This is a genomic window from Anaerocolumna jejuensis DSM 15929, assembly GCF_900142215.1.
GTDB classification, from domain to species: Bacteria; Bacillota; Clostridia; order Lachnospirales; family Lachnospiraceae; genus Anaerocolumna; species Anaerocolumna jejuensis.
In genome coordinates, this window is the sequence record NZ_FRAC01000014.1 from 32,518 (window position 1) to 56,667 (window position 24,150).

Below are 24,150 nucleotides of genomic sequence, written 5' to 3' on the forward strand. Positions count from 1 at the left end.
TTTTCTAATTATTCCAACCTTTTCAGACCAAAATTCAGCTTATTTGAATGAATATTTTAAATAACAAAAGACTGTCCCATTCCCCGCAAAGGTTACGGGTATGGGACAGACCTGCAATTAAATTACTTACTCTGGTAAAATCACTTGCTCTGCTGTAATTCTTCCGGAATTGTGATTCCCAGTTCCTTTGCCACATCAGCATTTACCTTAAGAGTACATTTCTCATCGGGCAGATATTCAATGGGCATATCAGCAGTTTTAGCAGTACCTTCCAGGATTTTGACAGCCTGTTTTCCTGTTAATTTTCCAAGTTCATAATAATCGATTCCGAAGGTCGCAAGACCGCCGTTATCTACCATACCGCCTTCCCCGCATATAACAGGCAATTTATTGGCATTGGCTACCTGTGCTACGGTAGGCATGGATTCCGCTATCATATTATCGGTGGGTGCATAGATTGCCTCTACTTTACCAACCAGGGACTGTACCACCTGCTGGATTTCATTGGAGTTGGAAACCGTAGCGTCGGTGCTTTCCATTCCGGCCTCCTTAAGAGCAGCCTTGGCGGCATCCGCCTGAATAACGGAATTACTTTCTGCAGAGGAATAAAGAATAGCTACTTTCTTCGCTCCCGGTACTAACTGCTTCAATAATTCTATCTGCTTCTTTACCGGTGTAAGGTCAGAGGTACCTGACACATTCCCTCCCGGTGCGTCATTAGAAGCTACCAGCTGGGAGCCTGCCGGATCTGTAACAGCTGTGACCAGAATCGGTATATCCTTTGTTGCATTGGCCAATGCCTGTGCGGACGGTGTGGCAATGCCAAGAATGAGGTCCGGAGCTTCATTTACTAATTTCGTAGCGATTGTCTGGGCCGTTGACATATCTCCCTGAGCCACCTGATAATCAAGCTTTAAGTTCTTTCCTTCCACATAGCCTGCCTCCGCAAGTGCATCTACAAATCCCTTGTAGGAGGCATCCAGTGCCGCATGTTCAACATACTGGTTAATACCGATATGATATACTTTCCCTTCCTCTCCGCCGCTGCTGCCGGAAGTACTGGCATCCTTGGTACCGCAGCCAGTAAGCGATAATACAACCAGCGAAGCTGTCAGCATGCCCGCTAATAATCTTTTCTTCATATTTTACCTCGCTATCTCTAACACTTTAAAGTTATGTAGTTTAACACTTTTACTTGTTAAAGTGTACAATGAAAACAGGATTTTGTCAATATGATTTTCATATGGCAAAAACTCCCGGAATCATTATAAATGATTTCCGGGAGCTTCATTTTATGTACTATTCTGTTGTGTTCTTATCCGTACTGCCGTCATTGTTAAACAGGATTGTTATACTGATGCGCCTGTTCTTTTCTTTTCCTTTTTCCGTGCTGTTCGATGCAATGGGGTCATACTCTCCATATCCGCTTGGTTTGAGCCTCTCAGGTGCAATACCGTACTCCTTTTGCAGATATTCCACCACATTAGCGGCTCTAAGGGCCGACAGCTGCCAGTTGGAGGTAAACACGCCCCTGTTTATCGGCACGTTATCCGTATGCCCGCCTATCTCTATCTTGTTGTCCACCTGTTTCAGAAGCTTGGCAATAACATCCAGATTTTTTTTCATATCTTCTTTGATTTCAGTCTGTCCGCTGCTAAAGAGCACATCATTGGACAGGGTGATGACAATACCGCTCTCCTGTACGCTGATATCCAGATTATCCTTGAACTTACCGCTTCCAACAGCATTGTAGAGCCAGTCCTTCAGCTGAAGGAACTCCTCCTTGCTGACCTCGGTGATATCTGCTATCTCCGCATCACTGCCTTCACCTGTGCCGGTGCCGGTACTGTTACCAGGGCCGGAGGCATTGCCGCTTCCTTTATAGTTTCCCTCATTCAGCGCATTTTTACCGCTCTTTAAAATACCGCTGCCCTTGGGGATAATAGAGCCTCCCTGGGCGTTGCTTCCAGCTCCGAAAGCGCTGCTAAAGGATTCTGCCAGTTCATCATATTTCTGCTGATTCACATTACTGATTGAGTATAGCATAATGAAGAAAATCATTAGCAGTGTTATCATGTCGGAATATGTAAAAAGCCATCTCTCACTGTTCTCTGATTTCTTCTCCTTTTTTTTCATCATCCAAGTATCCCTTAAGCCTTTCTACAATTAATGCCGGATTTCCGCCTTCCTGTATCATCAGAATACCGTCCATCATCATGTTTTTTGTTACCAGTTCGTCTGTATCCAATTCCTTCAGCTTATTAGCAATGGGAAGCCACATTAAGTTCGCTGTACCAATACCGTAAAGGGTAGCGATGAAAGCTACCGCAATGGACTCTGCAAGGGCTGCCGTGTCACCACCGCCCAGAGCACCAAGTACGTGAACAAGACCCATAACCGTACCGATGATACCCAGAGTGGGTGCATAACCACCGGCAGCTTCAAACACTGCAATTCCCTTGGAGTGGCGGTACTCCATATTATCAAGCTTCGTTTCCAGAATCTTCTTAATAATCTCAGGATCGGTTCCATCCATAACGAGCTGAAGCCCATCCTTAATAAAAGGATCATAATCATTGCTCTGTAATTCGGTCTCCAAGGATAACAATCCATTGGTTCTGGCAAGGTTTGCTATTTTATAAAAGACCTCTATGATTTCCTGCCTGTCCTCTTTATGCTTACGGAAAGCTATGCCCAAAACCTTCGGCACATTCTTAATAACTGACAAAGGAAAAGACATACCTACAACGCCAATGGTACCACCGATAACGATCATTGCGGCAGTAGGCGAGAGTAATGCAGTCACATGTCCCTTATCCAAAACAAATGCCATAATCAACATAGCAAAAGCAAAAATCATACTGATTATCATACTAAAATCCATAATTTAACTCCTTCTCTTCCCTTTTGATATAATTTCCATCAGCTTATGACCTTTTTCTCCTCCCATCATTCCAACAAATCCTATTAGCGTATCATTAAGAACTGTTTTTTGATATTCATGAGGTAATTATACCACCTTTTTTATACAAAATATAACGTAAATCGAGCCGCTTTGTCAAGCTAATTTTTAGTCGCAAATCCTTGTAACATCAGTAATTTCCTTGATTTCTGCGGTATTGCAAACTTTATTAGTATTAATTGACTATATGATAATAAGGAAGTTTTTTCATTTTTTTAAATCTGCATTAAAAATAGATTAAATTTACAAAATTCTTCTTGATTATTAGAATGAAAAGGTATATGCTTATGAAGATTTTCTGCAAAGCTTGAATATGAAATAAGCTTGCAATTAGTATGATAGCTTTCCATTTATAGCCTATTATATTAACCGTGAAAAAATTTGAATTAACTTGGAAAAGGTGAAACTAATGTATGACAATTTAAAAAGGGTGTTGATAGGCAAGCCCCTTAAAAACGAAGAATCGGATGGTCAGAGATACGGTATATTGTGGGGGCTTCCTATATTAGCCAGTGATGCAATATCCTCCGTAGCCTATGCAGGTCAGGAAATGCTTCTTGTAATGCTTCCGGTAGCAGGTGCCTTGGCCTATGACCAGCTGTCCCTCGTTTCCGGCGCTATTATCGTTCTTCTTTTGATTTTGACGCTTTCCTACCGTCAGACTATTGAGCATTATCCCAATGGCGGTGGTGCCTATATTGTTGCAAAGGATAACTTAGGAACCAAAGCCGGCGTTACTGCCGGTGCCGCTCTTTGTATTGATTACATACTAACCGTTGCAGTCAGCATCTCATCCGGTGTTGAACAGATTACTTCCGCTTTTACCGTATTAAAGCCCTACACCGTGATTATCTGTATTGCAATGGTCCTTTTCCTTATGATAGGAAACTTAAGAGGTATCCGGGAAGCCTCCAAGCTGTTCGGCCTTCCCGCTTATGCCTTTATGATAGCGCTCTTATTACTGCTTATCTTCGGTTTTGCCAAAATTAAGGGTGGTTATGTAGCCCCTGAGCCTACGATTAAATCTTTGGGCGAGCCCATAACCCTTATCCTTCTCCTCCGTGCATTTTCAAGCGGATGTACTGCTTTAACCGGTGTGGAGGCCGTAAGTAACGCTGTGCCGAATTTTAAGTCCCCCTCAGTTAAATATGCCAAAACCGTACTTTTATTATTATCCATTATTATATTGGTACTTTTTGGAGGTACTTCCGTTTTAGCTAATATGTACCATGTTGTTCCCGGCGAAAGAGCCATGCTGGTGCTTATTGCTGAGCAGGTATTCGGCCACGGCTTTATGTACTATTATGTAACCATAACCACCTTCATCATATTGATCATGGCAGCGAATACCGCTTATTCCGGTTTTCCTCTTCTTCTGGCCGTTATGGCAAAGGAAGGCTTTGTGCCAAGACAGCTTAGTATGAAGGGTGACAGGTTAAGCTATTCCAATGGTATTTTATTTCTTTCTGCTGTAGCAAGTGGTTTGATTATTCTATTTAAAGCAAATGTTACTTCCCTGATTGGCCTATACGCTATCGGAGTATTTATTTCCTTTACCCTGTCACAGGCAGGTATGTTAAGAAGATGGCTGAAAACCAGAGGAAAGAACTGGGTTCCCAAGGCAATTGTCAATGGACTGGGAGCATTAGCAACGACCTTAGCCGTAATAATTATTGCTTTTACCAAGTTCCATCAGGGTGCCTGGGTCGTAATTGTCCTTATCCCGATTCTGATTGTATTAATGTTCCGGGTCAAGAGACACTATGAGAACATCCGAAAGCAGCTGAAGGTATCCCAAAAAACCCTGGACCGTGCGGATATCAACAATAAAGTATATACCAACCGTGTTATCGTTCCCCTTTCCAGTGTGAATAAGTCCAGTATCCGTGCATTAAAGTATGGAAAGACCATTTCACCAAATGTAACTGCCTTCTGTGTGGCGACCGATGAGGAAAGTGCGGCTAAAGTACAGGAAAAATATAATGAGCTTGGTACCCCAATCCCTTTGATTATTAAATATAACCCCTACCGTAAGGTGGTTGAACCTTTACTGGAATTTATAGAATCTGCCGAATATGAATACAAAAAGGGCGATATAATAACCGTCATCCTGCCTCAATTTGTTGTAAAGCGCTGGTGGCAGCGGCTGCTGCACAACCAGACGGGAAGATACGTCGAGCGTAAGCTGTTAAAGCATAAGCACATCGTCGTAGCTGTAATGCCACTTCAATTAAATGATTAAAGTAACGAAATGCATAAAATTAATAATTAAAAAAGCAGTACCACAACACTTTATAATTGTGTGATACTGCTGCCTATAAGGGGCTTTCGCAAAATACTAAAGTTCAACTAGATATGATTCCTTGCCAATTGGCCAGCATCAATATTTTGTTTGAAAAATTTATTTTGCGACAGCCTCTTATTTTTTATACCTAAAATCATAGTTATAGCTTTGTATCCCATCTTCCGACGAACGCATCAACCGGACTGCTTCCCTTGAATTCAGAGCGTCCCACTAATTTATCGATCACAGCCTGAAGGGTGCTGTCTTTTAATTTGTATGCATTTACAAATGTCCGGATTCTTGGTACGTCCAGCAAATGATAAGGATTTGCAAAGGAAATAAATATGGTGGGTATAGCTGCCTGAAAATTCGGGCAGTTTGCTCCCATGGGCTGAGCCCATTCTATACGTACGGTAGTCTGATTGCTCTTTGTTATCAGATTGGAAACATACACCAATAAATCATATTTATCTACCATATCCTTGTAGGAGACGGAGAAGCCTTCCTGAAAGCTGGCTGCCGGCTGGTAAATACTCACCTCAAAGCCCTCTTTTTCAAAAGCCTCCTTTATCTTTTCAAGGTCCTCATTGCCGCCGCCCATATAGGCGTTATCTCCGGTAAACATCGGATAAAGAAGAATTCTCTTATATTGCTTGACATCTATAGGAACAATACCCTGTAAATTTTTAACCAGGGTCGCGGAGCAATCGGCGACCTGGAGATCAATCTCCCTGTGCTCTTTGCAGCCGACAATCTTCTTCGCTTCTTCTATATCGGGAAGCAGTGTTCCCTTTTCTTTCTTCTCCGGCAATTGAAGAGCTGCTTTTGTAGCAAGAATTCTCATAACTGCTTCATCCAGTCTCTCAGGAGTGATAGTCCCATTTCTGACACCCTCTGCCATAAACTGATAATCCTCTTCCAGGTTCTTGGTAAACAGGAACATATCGCATCCGGCTGCAATGGTATAGGGAACTGCTTTATCACGGGCCATGGGAATGCACATACCGGCCATGGTGGTAGCATCTGTTATAATTAAGCCGTTAAAACCTAATTTACCTCTTAATAATCCCTTCAGCAATTCCGGTGCCAGGGTCGCAGGCATGATATCCTCCTCTTTTATTCCGGGAACTAATTTTCTGGAATAGGCCGGCTGCATAATGTGTCCAACCATAACAGTAAGGGCACCTGCATCAATGCATGCCTGGTATGCAGCACCAAAGGATTCATCCCATTCCTCACAGGAAAGTGAATTGATACTGGTTACCAGATGCTGATCCCTTTCGTCTACCCCATCACCGGGAAAATGTTTGATGGAAACTGCCATTCCCTGCTCCTGGACAGCCTTTGTATAGGCAACACCGCAGTCACGGACCAGCTTCGGATCGGAACCATACAGCCTGGTTGCCATAATCGGGTTGCGGAAATTGTAATCAATATCAATAACCGGAGCAAATGCATAATTAGCTCCTACGGCAAGTCCTTCTCTTGCGCAGACATAGCCCTGCTTCCCTGCAAATTCAGGATTACCGGCGGCACCAATCTGCATATTGGGTCCGATATTCGTCCCTTCTGTAATCATTCCGTCTCCGCCGGCTTCAAAGTTAGCGGAAATCAGCATGGGAATCCTGGATTCCTTCTGCAGATAGGTAATCGCTTTGCAGCATTCCTCCAATGGCATCGGCCGTCCCATAATGCCGCCGATTTTATACTTGTGCACCAGTTCACCTAAATATTCTTCCTCACTGCTGTACATAATCAGATGGAACAGCTGCCCGATTTTTTCTTCCTCTGTCATTCCTTCCAAGGTGCTCTTCACCCAATCCGCCTGTTTATCGTTGAGCTTAAATGGATTCTTCCTTAACACATCATAATTAATCATTTTTAACTCCTTTCTACCTCCTGTAATTTTTTCACAATATCTTCAATGGTTATGTTATTCAGACCTGGTAATATAATATCTGCTTCCGGTAAATTTTCCTCCGTGCCAATGCCTACAGCGTACATTCCCGCATTATGGGCCGCTTCAATTCCGGCAGCCGCATCCTCAAATACGGCACAGCTGTCAGAAGGCAGCTTCAAAAGCTCAGCTCCCTTAAGAAATATTTCCGGATCCGGTTTTGCATTTGATACTATTGTACCGTCAGCAATTTCATCAAATAAATCCGTAATCCCCAGCTTTTCCAGGATGAGCTTTGCATTCCTGCTGGCGGAGCCTAAAGCAAGCCTGTACCCTCCTGCTCTTGCATCCTCTAAGAATTTTCTTACTCCCGGAAGAATTTCATCCGATTTCAGCTGATAAATATATTCCAGATAAATATCATTTTTTTTCGTACAGTTCTTTTCTTTTTCTTCCTCCGGCATGGTTACTCCGCCGATTTCCAGAATAATTTCAAAAGAACGCATACGGCTGACCCCTTTTAATCTTTCATTATCTTTCTCCGTAAAATTAATATCCAGGTCATCCGCCAGCTTTTTCCACGCCAGATAGTGATATTTTGCCGTGTCGACAATAACACCGTCCAAATCAAACAGCAAGCCTTTTATTTCTTTCACATTTTACCTCCTTTATCCGTGTTTACCCCCAGATGTAATCAGAAAATCAGAAAGCATTTTCCATCAAGTTTTTATGTCATAATTCTTTACTTTATACCTGTACTTTATAATATTTTTACCTTTGAAACAAGGCTTTAAATTATGTAATTTCCTGCATTTTTTTATTTTTACGGCATCTTATCACAGATTATTCCGCTAATAAAATCTTAAATATTTACAGTTGTATTTGAGTCGTGTTCAAAAATTTAGTATAATAGTGTTATCAATCGAAAGAAGAGGATAACCTTATGGCAGAGAAATTTCAGGATACCCATGAAACCATTGAATACGGCAAAGACCTGCCCATCAAACTGTTCTGTCAGCGGATCGGTATCATAGAAAAGCACTGGCATAGAAGCATTGAGCTGCTTCTGGTATTGTCAGGCACACTTGTGGTCCGGGTGGAAAACCGGAAATATGTGCTGCAGGAAGATGATATTCTGTTAATAAATTCTGACCAGGTCCATGATACCAGCAGTGAGGATTGTGTTCTGGTCCTTCTGCAGATGAGTCTGTCCCGGTTTCATTTGGACTGGCTCACTCCCGAATCCGTGCATTTTGACTGCAATTCAACAGTGCAAATAAACAGCAAAGCCTTTGACCAGATTCGTGAGATCATAGCCAGACTAATAAAATTAAATTCGAGTACCTCTCCTTCCTCCCAGCTGCTCCAGCTATCCTATGCCTATCATATGATATACCTGCTATTGTTTCATTTTGTCAGCCATAACCCTGATAAGAGCCGCCCGCCAAAACAGCTGGAACGGTTGAAACATATCATCCGCTATGTGGAGGAAAACTATCAGAAAAATATTACCTTAACGGAAATTGCAGAAAGAGAAGCTTTGACACCGCCTTATCTGTCTTTCTTTTTTGAAAAAAATATGAACATCTCCCTTATGGGTTACATTGCTAAGATTCGTTTGAATCATTCCTTTCCTTATCTGCTGGATACGGATAAATCCATTGAAGAGATTGCGGAAATCTGCGGCTTTCCGAACCAGCGCTCCTTCACCGCCCTCTTTAAAAAACAGTACGGCATGCTTCCCAGCCAATACCGGAAAATACATCTTAGCTCTGACACAAAAATGAATTCCATCCCCATGAATACTATTTCCCAGTATCTGAGCCTGGAAAAATATGATTTTTATGAAAAGCTCACCTCCTATTTACAGACGCCTAATGCAGCACCGGCTGCAGAGCCTGCTCTGAAAGTAAATTATTCTATAGGTGCCATAAAGGCTGGAAGTACAGGGAAGCCTCTGAAGAAAAATTATTTAAACTTCTGTTCCGTGGGACGGGCAAAGGAAATCCTCCTGGGCAGCGTACAGGCTATGTTAAAGACCCAGCAGAAGGAAATCGGCTTCCGGTATATTAAATTTCATGACATTTTCAGTGATGAGCTCATGGTCTATAAAGAAGATGCCAAGGGGCAGCCTATTCTTAATTTTAATATGGCCGATGAAGTATTTGACTATTTATTAAGTATTCAGCTAAAACCGCTGGTACAACTGTCCTTTATGCCAAGGTCCCTGGCAAAGGACCCGAATTCCACCATATTTGCCCTGCCTTTCTGTATCAGTGAACCAAAGGATGATAAAAAATGGGCTTATCTGGTCACCAGCTTTATTGACCATTTATTGGAGCGGTACGGCTTCGTCGAGGTTTCTCAGTGGATATTTACCTTCTGGAACGAAACCATGACAGGTCATCCTTTTGACTTTAAGGACGTACAGACCTTCCTCCGATTGTACAAAGTTACTTATGAGAGTGTAAAAAGCTGCAATTCTTCCCTTTTATTTGCATCCACCTCCTATATAAGTAACACCTTTCCTTCCGAAAATTACGACCTTTTTATGAATTTTGCCGCACAAAACAGCTGTAAGCCGGACGCATACCTTTTTCATTTTTATCCTCTTCCCTCCCATGCTTCCGGTATGGAATCCCAAATGGGCCTTCACAGCCTTTCCCTCAATTTAAGTGGTATGGTCTCCCATGATCCGAATAGCTTCGGTAATTATCTGAAGATGCTGAACCGTCATTTGCCGGATAGGAACAGGCTTCCCCTATATATTACGGAATGGAATTTAAGTTCCTCCCACAGGGAATGGCTGAATGATACCTGCTATGCCTCTGCCTATATTGTAAGGAATATCTGCAGGAACCACGATTTGTCGGATGGCTTCTGTCACTGGACTCTCTCGGATTGGATAGAGGAATTGGATTTTCCGGAGGAATTATTTCATGGGGGAGTCGGACATTTTACGAAGAATGGTATAAAGAAACCGGTATACTACGCTTACCGTTTCTTATCCGAATTAGGGGAAGAGCTGCTGGCAGAAGGCGAAGGATATTTTATAACAAAAGGCAGTGACGATTACCGTATTCTTTTATACAATTACTTTGATGTTTCCCCGGCTTACCGGGAAGGCTTTAACTTTAACATGAGCTTTACGGAACGCTATGACATATTTGCGGATACAGCAAACAAAGAATTTCAACTGGATCTGGAAGAAATAGCAGAAGGCAGCTACCAGATAACTGAAAAAATTGTAAACAGGCAATATGGAAGCTGTTATGACAAATGGATTGAAATGGGAGCCCATCCCTTGAACAGCCAGGAGGAAATCGACACCTTACGGGATTTGTCCAGGCCTCTTATTAAAAAGTCAAAATTCACTTCCGATAATTGTGTACTGCATTATCACGGGAATCTGGCTCCCCATGAAATACGGCTTGTCCTTATTCGGAAAATATCAGGATAGGTATTTTTATGTAATTTATAGCAGAGCTTTTTCCAATGGTATACCGGGAGAAAATGACCTCCTTTTAGTGATATTTTTTGACAGGATATTTATAGTATCTTTTCCTTAAACGTTATATAATAATAAAAACATATAGAATGGGGGATTTTATGGAGAATCTTAGGTATACAGCATCCGTAGAAAAATGGGACACCTTCGAAGCAGTCCTGCCAGGATTTCAGGACGGAAATCCTTTTAAGGACTATACTATTTACGGTGTCTTTGTTTCTGGCAATGAAAGAAAAACAGTGGATGGATTTTACGACGGAAACGGGAGATATATTGTACGTTTTATGCCCTCCTTTGAAGAAGAATATGAATTTACCATTAAAGGAACTTTTTCATCGGAAGAATACAGGGGGAATTTTAAAGTAACACCTTCCTCCGAAATTAATCACGGCCCGGTAAGAGTGGGCTCCCATCTTCACCTGGCTTATGAGGATGGAACTCCCTTCCACTGCCTTGGCACCACCTGCTATGTTTGGACTCATCAATCCACTTCATTACAGGAGGAAACCTTGAAAACCTTGTCGGAGAATGCCTTTAATAAGCTGCGCTTTTGCATTTTCCCCAAACACTACATTTATAATTTTCATGAACCAATCTCTTACCCCTATGAAGGTACACCCTGTGATTCCTCAGGGTTAAATGAAGATAATATTGTCTTATTCGGCGACAATGCCATTCCGGAAGGGAACCATTGGGACTTTCAGCGCTTTAATCCTGTACATTTTCAGAATTTTGAAGAGCGCATTAAAGATTTAAGGGCTCTCGGAATAGAAGCGGATATTATACTGATGCACCCCTACGACCGGTGGGGTTTCAGCCACATGTCCCCAGAGGAGGAAGCCTTTTATCTTCGCTATGTAATGGCCAGATTCAGCGCTTACCGAAATGTATGGTGGTCCCTGGCAAACGAATATGATCTGTTCTTCCATAAGTCAGTTGCCGACTGGGAAGCAAATGCCAGGGAAGTATATACCCACGACCCTTACGGGCATCTGCGCTCCATACATAACTGCCTGGAGTTCTATGATTATAGCAGGCCCTGGATAACCCACAGCAGTATCCAGCGTATCGATTTATATAAATCTTCGGAGCTGACGGATGAATGGCGGCTACGGTACAACAAGCCGGTCGTACTGGACGAAATCGCATATGAAGGTAATATCAACCAGGCATGGGGCAATATCAGCGGGCAGGAAATGACAAGACGCTTCTGGGAAGGATTTGTCCGAGGCGGATATCCCGGCCACGGCGAAACCTACCAGCATCCGGAGAACATCCTCTGGTGGTCCCATGGAGGCAGTCTCCACGGAGAAAGCCCGGCCCGTATAAAGTTTTTAGCAGAAATTATGCAGCAGACTCCCGGAAGCGGCCTGATTCCCGTTAAAGGTGAATGGGATGAGGTTGTCGGTATTGCTGACAACGGCGCCTATGCCATCCATTATTACAGCGGCTTCCGTCCCGGCTTCCGTACCTTCTCTTTTAAGGATAACCACAGCTATGAGGTAGAAATAATTGATACCTGGAATATGACAGTGGAAAATGCCGGTACCTTCCAGGGTAAGTTTAAAATAACTCTTCCCGGAAGAGAATTTATGGCAATACGTATTATCAGAAAATAGTATAAAAGGACTGTTTCATTTTAGCTTCTGTTGCTTAAGCGATAATGAAACAGTCCTTTTAAATTTACCCAACCTCTATCTGGTTTTCTAAACAGTCTTCCTTTTCTTCCTCCTCAAAGCTGATTGTCCTTCTCTTCCACTTTCCGGATAAAAAGAAGCATAAACTGATTATAACGGCACTTAGCTGTGCGGCGGGAGCTGCTAATCCTACTCCGAATAATTCTTTATTCAGAAGTATATACAGGAGATAAGCTGTGGGAATTCTTACTATAATTCCGGACAGCATGTTATTAATCAAAGTAAATCCGGTATGCCCAGCCCCGTTAAATAGTCCGTTCATACTAAAAGTAATGGGTATCAGCAAATAATCCAGGCTGTAGGCTTTCATATAAGGGATTCCCATGCGGATCAGATTCTCATCCTTTGAAAAGATACTTAATATTTCTCTTGGAAACATTACAGTCAAAATAAAGATCATATAAGACATGATGCAGGATATGCCCATTCCGTATAACCAGGTCTTCTTCGCCCGGTCTACTTTTCCGGCGCCAAAGTTTTGAGCACACATGGTGGATATGGCAGCGCTCATTGCTATGGCCGGCAGTATTGCAAAGCCGTTGAATTTCCCTACGGCACCTACTGCTGCGGAGGCTGTTACGCCGATGGAATTAACCAATGCCGTCATAAAAAGAAAAGAAAGATTTGTTATAAAATTCTGAACGGACATTGGTATTCCAATCTTCAAAATGGCCTTTAGCTGTATTTTACGAATGGCAAAGGAACTTAGCTTAAAGTCAAATACAAATTTCCTCTTAATCAAATATACAACACACAATAACAGGCTGATTCCCTGGGATATTACAGTAGCAATCCCTGCCCCTTTTGCACCCAGGCGCAATCCTCCGACAAGGATAAAGTCAAGGATAATATTAATAACGCAGGAAATGGTAACGAAATACAGCGGGCTCTTGCTATCTCCCATGCCTCTCATAATGGCGCTTAAAGCATTATATCCGAAGATAAACAGGATGCCGAGTGCGGTAACTATCAGAAAGCTCCTGGCTTCCGAAAATGCTTCTGCCGGTGTGTTTATCAGTTTCAGGATAGGGTCTGCGAACACAAGGATCAAACCTGTCATAACCACCGAAACAATGCATAGGGAGGTAAATAAGGTTCCAATAATCTCCTGCAGCTGCTTTGTTTTTCCAGCCCCCACTGACTGGGCAATTAATATCGTTGCTCCTGCACACAATCCAACTGCGACATTCATTACCAGGTTCGTCACCTGCCCGCCGATATTCACTCCGGACATGCTGTTCGTCCCGCAGAATTGTCCGACAATGACCATGTCAACAACACTGTATAATGTCTGAATAATGTTGGAGATGATAAAAGGAAATGCAAAAGTGATTAATTGTCTTACAACATTCCCATCTGACAAATTATTATATTTATACATATTTAGTTTATCCTGGCTTTTCCGATTATGTAACCGTTCATCTCCTCTCCGCTACCAATAACCAGTCTCCCTTCTCTTTCTTCACAGGTAATTCCCACTCCCCATCGATGGCTATCATATCTTCCAAGTATGCCGAATATTCTCCGGTACGGGGATTGAACCACATTGCCTGATACAATCCTTTCTGCAGGCCGTTAATTTTTGCCCCGGCTGTAAAATCCTCATAATAAACAAGGACTCTGTCATGGTTCTCACTGACTGTGACCAGCGGGGACAGCTTTACAAAAATATTTGCATTCTGGTTATTACCATCGTCTGCGTAGGGCAGGAATTCCTCAAAACGAACCTTCTCATAAAAAGCTTTCATATGGCCCATCTGCTCTGCGCCGATTCCATCAATTGCTTCATACCAGGTGATATCAAACCGGTTAAAAATATTGCCAAAGGGGCTTGCCTGTTCTTTTTCCAAGACGTTATCCCAGATTCCCTGTGCTCCGTAGGTATAACCGCAGCCTCCCAGCTGAATGGACATATAGGCTGCCCTTCTCAGCATATCCGCCGTACACAGGCGCGTCCCGTTTTCCTCTAAGGTCGAGCAAAATTCATAAAAGCATTCCCCTTCTATAAAGGGCTTTTTGGAGTACTTTTCAAGGAAATCCTGATAATCCTTTCTGCCGACCGTGAAGTCTCCATGTCCGGCCTGGTTGAGGGTAAAATCGAACCAAGCTTCCTCCTGATAATAATCCGCAAAAGGACGTTCATTGGTATAGTGGGCTGTCTGCAGGGTCCCATAACCATCTAATTTTTCCACATATTCCGCTACTTCACGCCATCCGTCTATGCACAATTTTCTCTCTTCGCCCCCATTATAGCCGGCGACCTCGCCTGCCAGGGTCCAGACGACCGGCAGGGCTCCGTACCTGGCTACAATATACCTGGCCAGTATTTTTTGCTGTTCGATATTATTCAGAATTGACATAGACCATGCAAAGCCTAAGGCATTTACAAGCCCCAGGTCCGCAAGGTAATACATGCGCCGGTCTAATTCCTGCTGATAAAATTCAATATTGGGAAGGCTTCCGTCTTTACCTTCCGTCCAGTAATATTGACTGCCCCCCATAAGGCGGTCACTTCTCAGATTTGTCTGATAGACATTAAAGCCCTGAGATACTCTTCTTTCAGCCATCCCTTTAAACATGCTTTTCATGTCCGGATGATTTGACCAGTCCCACCGTTCCTTATAAGCAAATTCCCAATGGGTATCCCCCAGCCAGAAAAAGGGAGTTCCGTCATCATGTATCAGATATCTTCCCGAAGGATGGACCTTTAGGAAACCGTGGCGGTAGATTTCTAAATCACCCTGATAATCCACACACTCTATTTCATCCTCCAGACCGTTTAAGCCGGAGGGTTCATCTGCCGTCAATTTATATTTCCATACCCCGGTCTCTGTAGGTGCAAAAGATATCTTATAAACATTATCTCCGTCCCAATATGCCTCTCTCCTAATCTGGCAGCCTGACGGAGCCGTAAATACGGCTGAAATATCCACATCCAGAAATGGATTGTTATAAGCGGCCTTGCTTTTGAATTCTAAAATAATCTGCCGCCACTTCTCAGTCTTCTTATTTGCAGCTTTCACTTTATAACCCCCTTTTTCCTGCCAGTTCTACAGCCATTTCAATTAATTCCTCCGCATCTTCACTGCAAATGAACCCTTTTGATATCTGTTCCCCGGTATCCTGTGTAACCAGTTTTCTGTAATTTTCAATGGTACCGTATAATTCCTTCAGCATGGAGGCTGAAAATGCTTCCTGATAGCCAAACAGACCGTCCTTGTCCGAGTCGGGATTTAACATACTCATACCGGGTTCTATCGTACTTGTACTGCAATAGCGTCCTGACGGGTAACCCAGCAGACACGTCCTGAGACCTCCAATTGTATTTCCAAAGGCATCCTTACAGTTCTCGCCCTCAGCGTCCACTTTAATACGTTCGCAATGACCGGGAGCAGCTCCTGTTCTGACCCAGTGAAATAGATTTCGAAAGGCTGCCGCATAAAGGAATTGTGAGGGATAATTATTTCCTTCCTTCTGTTTTCCCAGGTATTCGGGCAAATGATTTATACGGATTAAATCCGGGTCCTTTTGATAATAGTCCACATAGCTGTACACGGTGTCATGGCTCGCTCCGGTCACTTCATATAATCTGTATTTGAATTCCGTACTGTCACTGTCAGGCCGCATGGTCCTCCAGCTTTCAAATCTTCCGTTTTCACTTTCAGTCTGAACTTCTATAAAGGGCTGCCTGATCTTTTCAATTCTGGATAATCTGTAATTGTATTCCTGCAGCACCTCATACTGGTTGACCGGTATAACAAAGGAATGTACACCGCCGCCGGCCAGATATCCGTCAAAAACTGCCTGCTCCCTGGCAACTTCCGGCCGGTAGGCAAAGCTGTTTACATACCTGTATAGATAGCAGGCTGATTGGGACCAGCCTGTCAGGTAAAGATATTTCCTGGCGTATTGAAGCAAGGGGTTTTTCTTATCCTCCGAACGGATCAGCCAGGCCAAATCGGTAAGCATATCCCAAAACAAGCCTGTCTCGTAGGAAAAATCAACGTCGGATGCTGCCTTCCGGCCTTTTTGAAATTCTTCTATCTCACGGGAGGCCGGGTTTTCAGGATTGGGATTATTCCATGATAACCGCCCATACCTTTCTTTATCAAATTCCACCATTTTCTCTATGGTATTGGGCTTACTGGTAATACCGATATAAATATCACCCTTTCGCAGGAATTCTCTATGTCCTAAAATCCACATACGGTCAATTTCCATAAAGGAGGTAGGATTGATAATTTCTATAATGACATTACCGCTGGCTTTAGACGGGTCCTTGGGTGCACGAAGGACGAACCGGTTAACATAGGGGGCATCCTTTACAGCTATTTCTACGTTTCCATTTTGATCAGTTGACTGATATACATTGGCTGTGCCGTACATATAATATTCTGTTTCTTCATAGCCCTTCTGAGACAGCCCGCAATACTTTTCCGCACTGGCAAAGGGGTAACTGCTATTTGTAACAGGTATTTTCTCGATTTTTGTTATCATTTCCCTTATATTCCTTTCGATATATTCTGATTTTAAACTCCAGGTATTCATTCAATAAACATGACCTTGACTTATGATACCCGAATCACTTATTCTATTTTAAGCAGCAGGATTCTGCTAGCCCTTTACTCCTCCCAATGTAATTCCCTTAACAAAGTTCTTTTGAATAAAAGGATAGATAGCAACCACCGGCAAGATGCCAAGTGTCGCCATAGCCATACGTACAGTTGCCGTTGGTATCTGGGCCAGGCCCTGGCTTGCATTTGTCAGGCTGGATGCATTCTGGGATAATGCCTGAATATTTTGCATCAACCGGTTCAAGAGGTTCTGTATACTATATAAATCCGTGTTTTTTACCAAATAAATATAACCGTTATTCCAGTCATTCCAATATGCAATGCCCACAAACATACCGATGGTAGCAATAATTGGCTTTGCCATTGGAAGCGCAACGGAATACATTGTTTTAAATTCTCCAGCCCCGTCAATGTAGGCTGCCTCAAGAATTTCGTCCGGAACACCGGTAACAAAATAGCTTTTCATAAGAAGCACATTAAAGGCATTCATTAAAAGCCCCGGTACCAGCAGACCGGCAAAAGTATCCTTCACATGGAAGATATTTGTATAATTAATATAGGTGGGTACCAGTCCTCCGTTAAACAGCATGGTGAAAAACACCAGAAAAGTCAGGAGTCCGCGGAGAGGAAGGCCCTTTTTCGATAAGCCATAGGCCAGTAATGTGGTTATGACCAGACTGGAGGTTACTCCCACTGCCGTCAGCAGAAACGACATTCCATAGGCACGCATCACCACACTGCTGTTGGACTTAAAGACCCACTCATAGGCAAAAAGGCTCCATTTTTCAGGAAAAAAGGAATAGCCGTTCTGCAAGAGAGAAGCATTGTCTGTCGCAGAAGATATCACCATTAATATAATGGGTATAATCGCCAGCAAGGATAGAATTGTCATGATCAAATGACCAAATGTGTCATATATTCTAGCTTCTTTCGTTTTCATATTCACCTCCAACTAATCTCCTTAGATCAATGCGCTGTCTTTATCAACTCTGCGCACCAGCATATTTGCACCTAACACCAGGATAAATCCGATAACAGACTGATACAGGCCGGCTGCTGCGGACATGGATATATTGCCAAGCTGTAACAGACCGCGGTACACATAGGTATCAATGGTATTGGTGGTAGAATACAAGGCCCCCTGATTCATAGGCACCTGATAAAACAGCCCGAAATCGGAATAGAATATCCTGCCGACTGCCATTAACGTAAGCATAATTATCGTTGGTTTCAGCAGCGGTAGAGTGATATATTTAAATTGCTTCCACCTGTTCGCGCCATCCACCAAAGCCGATTCATAATAGGCCCTGTCAAAGCCCAGGATAGTTGCCAGATACACGATACAATTGTAACCGACACTTTTCCATGCACTTACAAAAATAATGATGAAAGGCCAGTACTTCGGTTCACTATACCAGTCAATCGATTTCATACCGAAAGCAGGCAGAAGTGAGTTATTTACAAAACCATTTTCAACACTAAAGAAGGAAAATACAAGGTATCCTATGATAACGGTAGATATTAAATTCGGCAGAAGAATCACGCTCTGGTATACTTTTTTCCTTTTTCCGTTAAGTTCACTTAATATAACTGCAACTAAAACAGCCATGATGGTATTAACAATGATAAACGCAACGTTATATAATATCGTGTTGCGGGTTATGACCCAGGCATCACTTGTTTTAAATAAATATTCAAAGTTTTTAAAGCCAATCCAATTGCTCCCAAAGATGCCTTTTCGGGCATTATACTGTTTAAATGCGATAACCAGACCCGGAAGCGGCATATAATTATTAATAAACAAATATAGAAAACCAGGCAGCATCATGATATAAATCGGAATAAAACGCTTCCATTTTCCCCACTTTATATGTAAAGGGTTTTTATTTAAATATGTTCTTTTGTTTTCTTTCACATCAGTCAAGCCATCATCTCCTTCTGTCTGTCAGGCTAATAATTGACAATGGTGGAATTCACCCCATCCCGGCCATTGTCAATTATTAATCATAATCCCAATAGTATTACTTGTTTTTTGCCGCAGCCCACGCATCAAGCTGCTTCTGCTTTTCGGCAATGATTTTATCAATGCCGGCCTTCTTCATTTTGGCATTCATTTCATCAATACCGGTTGCCGGATTCACAAAACCGTACTCAAGACTCTTTTGGAATTCATCATAGACATTTTGAACACTGGTCATTTCTGTAGCAACATTTGTCGTATCAAAGCTAAATCCTAGAGCAGCTGATTTTTTAGCATTCTCATTAAAGTTTTTCATATTCTCCCATAAATTAGGATCATTTCCGTTCCATATGTGAGTTATAAACTGGTTCGGCATTAACCAACCCACTGAATGGCTCCAGCCGGAATTTGTTGCATCCACACCATCGGCAAAATCAATCAGACCGCTGTCTAAAACTTTATAATGCTGTCCTTCAATTCCCCAGGCAAGAAGATTTGCCAAATCCGCATCCGTATAAAAAGCATTAAGTAAACGCATGGAAGCTTCCGCATTAACCGTATTGATGGAGATTGCCCAAGGGAAGGAGGCAACAGAAGAGGAGCTTATAAAGTCATCCATCGTCTGAAAAATCGTCATTGGCCTTCCGCATAAATTACTTTCCTGTGCCTTAATACCGGGTTTGCCGGTGGTATTATAGCTTATTAAGGTTCCGGCTTTTACAAGCTCACCTACGGCGGTAGTATCCGTTATTGCATCCTTACTGATATAACCTTTTTGATTGTAACCATAAATGCGGTTACATAGTTCCTTATAGAAATCACTGGTAAATACATTTTCAACCTTAAGCTCTTTTCCCCAATTCATTAATACACCGAATGCATTACCGCCAAGTAAATCAGCCTCTGTCAACTGAGCTATTGCCAAAGTCGTTGGTCTGTACAATTCAATATTAGGGTATTTTTCGTGAAGTTTTGTATAAATATCATCCAATTCTGCCTGGGTCACTTTCACAGTTTCTTTGCTTTCATCAACCGGATATCCGATACCTTTCAGATATTCCGTAGCAACTGCCGTGCTGCCACGGCCCCCAGCCATATCACGGTTATTCGGTACACCATACAGCTTGCCGTTTATGCGGCATGCGTCAACATATTCCTTTCCTACGGCATCTACAATTCCGGACCCATAGTTCTTTAACAGGTCATTATCTTCAAGATCCAGCAGATATCCCTGCTGAACCATTGAATTATAGCCACTTAATATGGTACTGATAATATCAACCTGCTCTCCGCCGGATAAGGCAAGGGTCATATTTTGTTTATAAGAGCTGCTGTCAGAAATCTGAAATTCCACTTCAATTCCATATCGCTCCTTTGTTATTGCATTAATTGCATCCTGAACTTTCTGTGTATCAGCCGGAGCACCTGTCCATGTCATAAAACTCATAACAAGATGTGTAATCTCCCCATTGCCTTTTTGATCCTCAGGCTTCTGTGTTGCTTCGTTTTTGCTGCCACCGGAAGTCTGGTCGTTCCCGGAATTTCCATTATTGGTCTTGCTGCATGCAGCCAAACTAAAAATCATAATAACCGTTAATAATAAAGCCAGTCCTTTTTTCATAACTATCCTCTCCTTAAAGATTATTTTTGTCATAGATGTTCAGTTGTTCTTCTGTGACAAATTCATTATAGATTAAACAACCTATGTAACAAAAGAATTATGCTGTTGTGAATTTGCACAATTATGCTATGATTTATCACCATTCTTTGACATCTTTGCAAACAGTTGCATAGCATTTTTCTATATGATATCATTATGAATAGGCAATATCCACAATACTCTACTGTAGGGGGTAATCAAATGAGCCATATCCGAATCCGCTCCTTGCGTGTTCGTCTGGGAGCCTTTATTATCTTAATTTTTATACTGCTCATTGCCCTGATGGCTGCAAATAATATCATTGCCTTCAGGGAAATCCAGAGTAAAATTTATGATTCCATGAAGGAGACTCTTACTATATATCAGAACAGACTCAATGCAAGTTTCAGTACAACCGAAAAATATTTGAAAAATTATGCCTATGACGATGGTGATATCCGCATCATAGATAAAAGCGACTTATCTTCCGAACAATACTTTTCTTCCGTTTACCATGTACAGAAAAGCTTCCGGTCGGCTTTATCCATTTATGCCATGGACGGCTTCTTCCTCTACTCTTTAGGAGGAGATACCTTTATAGAAGAGACACAATCCGATTCGGCATATAATACCTATAAGAATATCCAGAATGAAATATGCCGTAAATTAAAGCTTAATACATTCCTGACAAAGGAGAATAATGGCAAATGGTTCCCGGTAAAAATTAACGGTAAATATTATCTGTTTCGTGTTATACAGATACACAACAGTTATATCGGGGCCTGGATCAGTGTCAAAAATGCCCTGCAGCCATTAGTAGGCAAGGAATTGAACCAGAGCATCCTTCTGATAAATGACAAGGGAGTGGTGGTCAGCGATAAGCCTCCCATAAAAACACTTCCCATGGAGGGGCTTTCAGAAAACAACGGATATCAGTATACGGTTGTGAATAGCGTAAAGAATTTAATTGTTTCCTGTCAAATGGATTTTGGAAGGCTCTATATCGTATCGCTCATTCCTGAAAATCAGTTTTTTATGGATATCAATAAATATATTCCTTTTTTAATGGTGGTCTTTCTTATTGTAATATGCCTGATGGCACTGACTGCCTATATCATCAACCGGTGGGTGATTCATCCGCTTAACTATTTAAATACTGCCATATACTCCCTTAAAAGCGGAAATTTAGAGGCTCAAATCAAGGCCAATGGCGTATGTATCGAGTTTGAGGAGGTCAATAACGCCTTCAACGAAATGGTAAGTGAGATTAAAACCTTAAAAATCGATGTTTATGAGGAAAGCTTATCTAAACAGCAAATTCATATCCAATATCTGATGCAGCAGATTGCTCCCCACTTTTTGATCAATTGCTTGAATATGGCATACCAGCTGGCAGAAATCAACCGGACCGATTTGATGAAAATGATGCTAAAGGATCTGAGCCAGTACCTGCGCTACACCCTTTCCTCCGGACAAACCGTGTCCCTTAAGCAGGAAATAATGCATGTGGAAAATTATATCGAGCTGTCAAAAATACGGTATCCCAACAGTATAACCCTATATACGGACTTCATTCCTGAAACCATGCATGCAACGGTCATACCATTATTAATCCAGAACTTTGTGGAAAACACTGTTAAATATGAAGTTATGCTGGGAAAAGAGATAGCTGTTCACATCAGTTCTTCCCTTATCCAAAAGGAAAGCGGAACCTTCATAGCCTTTACAATCTGGGACACCGGCTGCGGCTTCAATAAGGAATTATTAGAGCGTTTAGAGGATATTGAGCAATATTCAAAGGATCCCTCCACAAAGCATATAGGAATCAGTAATGTGCTGCAGCGCGCTTCCCTGATATTCGGTCCTGAGAACTGCTCCTTCCATTTTTCCAACCGCCCGGAAGCAGGTGCTCAAATTGATATTGAATTACCCTTTATCCCGTTTTTTATTAAGGAGGAATTATTTTGAACTTACTATTAGTAGATGATGAGTATTACAGCACCGAAGCTTTACACGCTTCTATCGACAGCCTGCAGCTTGGAATCGATCATATTTATTGTGCTTATAACATGCAGCAGGCCCAGGATTTTTATCAGTCCTGTAAAATTGATATCATGATCAGTGATATTGAAATGCCTAAAGGAAGCGGATTGGATTTGTTGAAATGGGCTCGTGACAAAGGCTATCATACCGTAACCATATTCCTGACCTCCTTTGCCAACTTTGACTATGCCAGCAATGCCATAAGGCTGGAAAGCACCGATTACTTATTAAAGCCCATTGATAAAAATCAATTGTATGAGTGCATGATAATGGCGATAAATAAAGCAAAACAATTGGAGGCCCAGGAATCCTACAGGGAAAAATCCAGGTACTGGGACAGCAGTAAAAAGAAATTGGAAGAACAGTTCTGGAGTGATTTGTGTACACAGATAATCCCTCCGGAATCCGGGCAGATAGCAAAGGAGCTAACGCAATACCATCTGCCTCAGACATTGCTGTCCGAAAGCTTTTACATTACATTGCTCCATGCATATATCAAAAAACCGGAGGAACGGTGGGAAATCAATTTATATGAATATGCAATCAAAAATGTAATCAGCGAAGTACTGGATACTGACGGTATTTCACCCTATCTGGCACGTATCAGCGAGAAGCAGTTTGTTATTATCCTAAAAAAAGCGGATATCGCCAACCGTTCCCGGTACATACAGGTATGCGCTCAGATAATTCCTGCTCTTACAACATCTTTGCCCGGCCTGTTTCAATTATATATCGGCAGTGAGAACTCCCTGGAAGATTCCGGCCATTCCTTTAAAAGCTTATACGACTTTGCACGTAACAATATCAGCGAGGATTGCAAGGTCCTTGATATCACGAAAGCCCCGGCAATGAAATACTATGCCAATACCGCCTTCCTGAATGAATGGACCAATATGCTGATGCAGCATAAAAAATCGGAAGTAAAGGAACAGGCGCTGCATTTTTTAAGTGGGCTGCAAAAATCCGGCATGGCAAACCGGAGTGATTTAATTCGATTTAACCATGATTTTCTGCAGGTCATTTATTCAATATTGGAAAAGAATGGTGAATCAGCCCACCAATTATTTGATAACAGTACCTCCGAGCAAATATTTGAGCAGGCTTGTAATTCCGTAGAGTCCCTGGAGACCTGGTTATCCCATGTAATAGATGTATTTGACAGCTGCCTGTCTGCAATAAATCAGTCCGATTCGTCCATCGAGCTTATTAAGAAATATATCCGGGAGCATTTGGAGGATGATTTAAACCGTAAAAAACTGGCCTCCCTTGTCTATCTGAGCCCGGACTATCTGTCCCATGTATTCAGTGAGAGAACGGGAGAATCCCTATCCACCTTCATACTGAATGAAAGGATTAAAAAAGCAAAAGAGTTATTATTATTAAGCCAGAAAAGCATAAGAGACATTGCCCTGTTAAGCGGGTTCCCCAATATATCCTACTTTTCGAGGCAGTTTAAAAGCTTAACCGGGAAAACGCCGCAGGAATTCAGGAAAAAATAACCTAAAATTAAAAAGAGCAATTTGATTTTCTTCTACACACCGGCTGCCAGACACATACAAATCTGGTAACATATCATTCAAACGGTA

General features: G+C 42.1%; 16 protein-coding genes. 5 read left to right on the forward strand and 11 right to left on the reverse strand.

Translation table 11 applies throughout. From position 1 onward, the window contains the following. Positions 1-140: 140 nt before the first annotated feature. The 3 genes from BUB77_RS14380 to BUB77_RS14390 all read right to left on the reverse strand — a co-directional run bounded on the left by BUB77_RS14380 (position 141) and on the right by BUB77_RS14390 (position 2,884). The gene (locus BUB77_RS14380) at positions 141-1,142 is read right to left on the reverse strand and encodes an ABC transporter substrate-binding protein (protein ID WP_073277110.1); all 1,002 of its coding nucleotides are present in this window, start codon (positions 1,140-1,142) and stop codon (positions 141-143) included. A gap of 157 nt (positions 1,143-1,299) precedes the next feature. Continuing rightward, positions 1,300-2,139 carry a flagellar motor protein MotB gene (locus BUB77_RS14385; protein WP_084124257.1) on the reverse strand — a complete coding sequence of 280 codons (840 nt, stop codon included), beginning with the start codon at positions 2,137-2,139 and terminating at the stop codon, positions 1,300-1,302. After that, the gene (locus BUB77_RS14390; protein WP_073277112.1) at positions 2,102-2,884 is read right to left on the reverse strand and encodes a flagellar motor protein; all 783 of its coding nucleotides are present in this window, start codon (positions 2,882-2,884) and stop codon (positions 2,102-2,104) included. Before BUB77_RS14390 ends, BUB77_RS14385 begins: the two co-directional genes overlap by 38 nt. 487 nt (positions 2,885-3,371) lie before the next feature. Between BUB77_RS14390 and BUB77_RS14395 the strand changes: the two genes are divergently transcribed. Next, complete coding sequence (locus BUB77_RS14395) at positions 3,372-5,204, forward strand: amino acid permease (protein WP_073277114.1); 1,833 nt, start codon at positions 3,372-3,374, stop codon at positions 5,202-5,204. 202 nt (positions 5,205-5,406) lie between these two features. Here BUB77_RS14395 and BUB77_RS14400 read toward each other — a convergent pair whose 3' ends face one another. Both BUB77_RS14400 and pgmB read right to left on the reverse strand, forming a co-directional pair. Beyond that, on the reverse strand, positions 5,407-7,125 hold the full coding sequence (locus tag BUB77_RS14400; protein ID WP_073277115.1) for a glycoside hydrolase family 3 protein: 1,719 nt from the start codon (positions 7,123-7,125) through the stop codon (positions 5,407-5,409). Positions 7,126-7,127: 2 nt separating this feature from the next. Further along, a complete protein-coding gene (gene pgmB / locus BUB77_RS14405; protein ID WP_073277117.1) occupies positions 7,128-7,799 on the reverse strand; it encodes a beta-phosphoglucomutase in 672 nt (223 codons plus the stop codon). Positions 7,800-8,086: 287 nt separating this feature from the next. Between pgmB and BUB77_RS14410 the strand changes: the two genes are divergently transcribed. Further along, the gene (locus tag BUB77_RS14410; RefSeq protein WP_073277119.1) at positions 8,087-10,603 is read left to right on the forward strand and encodes a GH39 family glycosyl hydrolase; all 2,517 of its coding nucleotides are present in this window, start codon (positions 8,087-8,089) and stop codon (positions 10,601-10,603) included. Positions 10,604-10,752: 149 nt separating this feature from the next. Further along, positions 10,753-12,270: a DUF5605 domain-containing protein gene (locus BUB77_RS14415; protein WP_073277121.1), complete on the forward strand. Its 1,518-nt coding sequence runs from the start codon at positions 10,753-10,755 to the stop codon at positions 12,268-12,270. 64 nt (positions 12,271-12,334) lie between these two features. Here the strand turns inward: BUB77_RS14415 and BUB77_RS14420 are convergent, their stop codons facing one another. The 6 genes from BUB77_RS14420 to BUB77_RS14445 all read right to left on the reverse strand — a co-directional run bounded on the left by BUB77_RS14420 (position 12,335) and on the right by BUB77_RS14445 (position 20,503). Beyond that, the gene (locus tag BUB77_RS14420; RefSeq protein WP_073277123.1) at positions 12,335-13,729 is read right to left on the reverse strand and encodes an MATE family efflux transporter; all 1,395 of its coding nucleotides are present in this window, start codon (positions 13,727-13,729) and stop codon (positions 12,335-12,337) included. 37 nt (positions 13,730-13,766) lie between these two features. After that, positions 13,767-15,371: a glycoside hydrolase family 140 protein gene (locus BUB77_RS14425; RefSeq protein ID WP_073277125.1), complete on the reverse strand. Its 1,605-nt coding sequence runs from the start codon at positions 15,369-15,371 to the stop codon at positions 13,767-13,769. A gap of 1 nt (position 15,372) precedes the next feature. Next, the gene (locus BUB77_RS14430) at positions 15,373-16,845 is read right to left on the reverse strand and encodes an alpha/beta hydrolase domain-containing protein (RefSeq protein ID WP_073277334.1); all 1,473 of its coding nucleotides are present in this window, start codon (positions 16,843-16,845) and stop codon (positions 15,373-15,375) included. A 117-nt stretch (positions 16,846-16,962) separates the two neighbouring features. Then, positions 16,963-17,862, reverse strand: a complete 900-nt coding sequence (locus BUB77_RS14435; protein WP_073277127.1) for a carbohydrate ABC transporter permease — start codon at positions 17,860-17,862, stop codon at positions 16,963-16,965. Positions 17,863-17,883: 21 nt separating this feature from the next. Continuing rightward, positions 17,884-18,750 carry an ABC transporter permease gene (locus BUB77_RS14440; protein ID WP_073277336.1) on the reverse strand — a complete coding sequence of 289 codons (867 nt, stop codon included), beginning with the start codon at positions 18,748-18,750 and terminating at the stop codon, positions 17,884-17,886. Between the two features lie 193 nt (positions 18,751-18,943). Next, a complete protein-coding gene (locus tag BUB77_RS14445) occupies positions 18,944-20,503 on the reverse strand; it encodes an ABC transporter substrate-binding protein (protein ID WP_073277129.1) in 1,560 nt (519 codons plus the stop codon). Positions 20,504-20,743: 240 nt separating this feature from the next. On the opposite strand from BUB77_RS14445, the gene BUB77_RS14450 reads away from it, so the two are divergent. Together BUB77_RS14450 and BUB77_RS14455 are read left to right on the forward strand one after the other, a co-directional pair. Continuing rightward, a complete protein-coding gene (locus BUB77_RS14450; protein ID WP_073277131.1) occupies positions 20,744-22,489 on the forward strand; it encodes a sensor histidine kinase in 1,746 nt (581 codons plus the stop codon). Beyond that, positions 22,486-24,063, forward strand: a complete 1,578-nt coding sequence (locus tag BUB77_RS14455; RefSeq protein ID WP_073277133.1) for a response regulator transcription factor — start codon at positions 22,486-22,488, stop codon at positions 24,061-24,063. Before BUB77_RS14450 ends, BUB77_RS14455 begins: the two co-directional genes overlap by 4 nt. Positions 24,064-24,150: the final 87 nt, after the last annotated feature.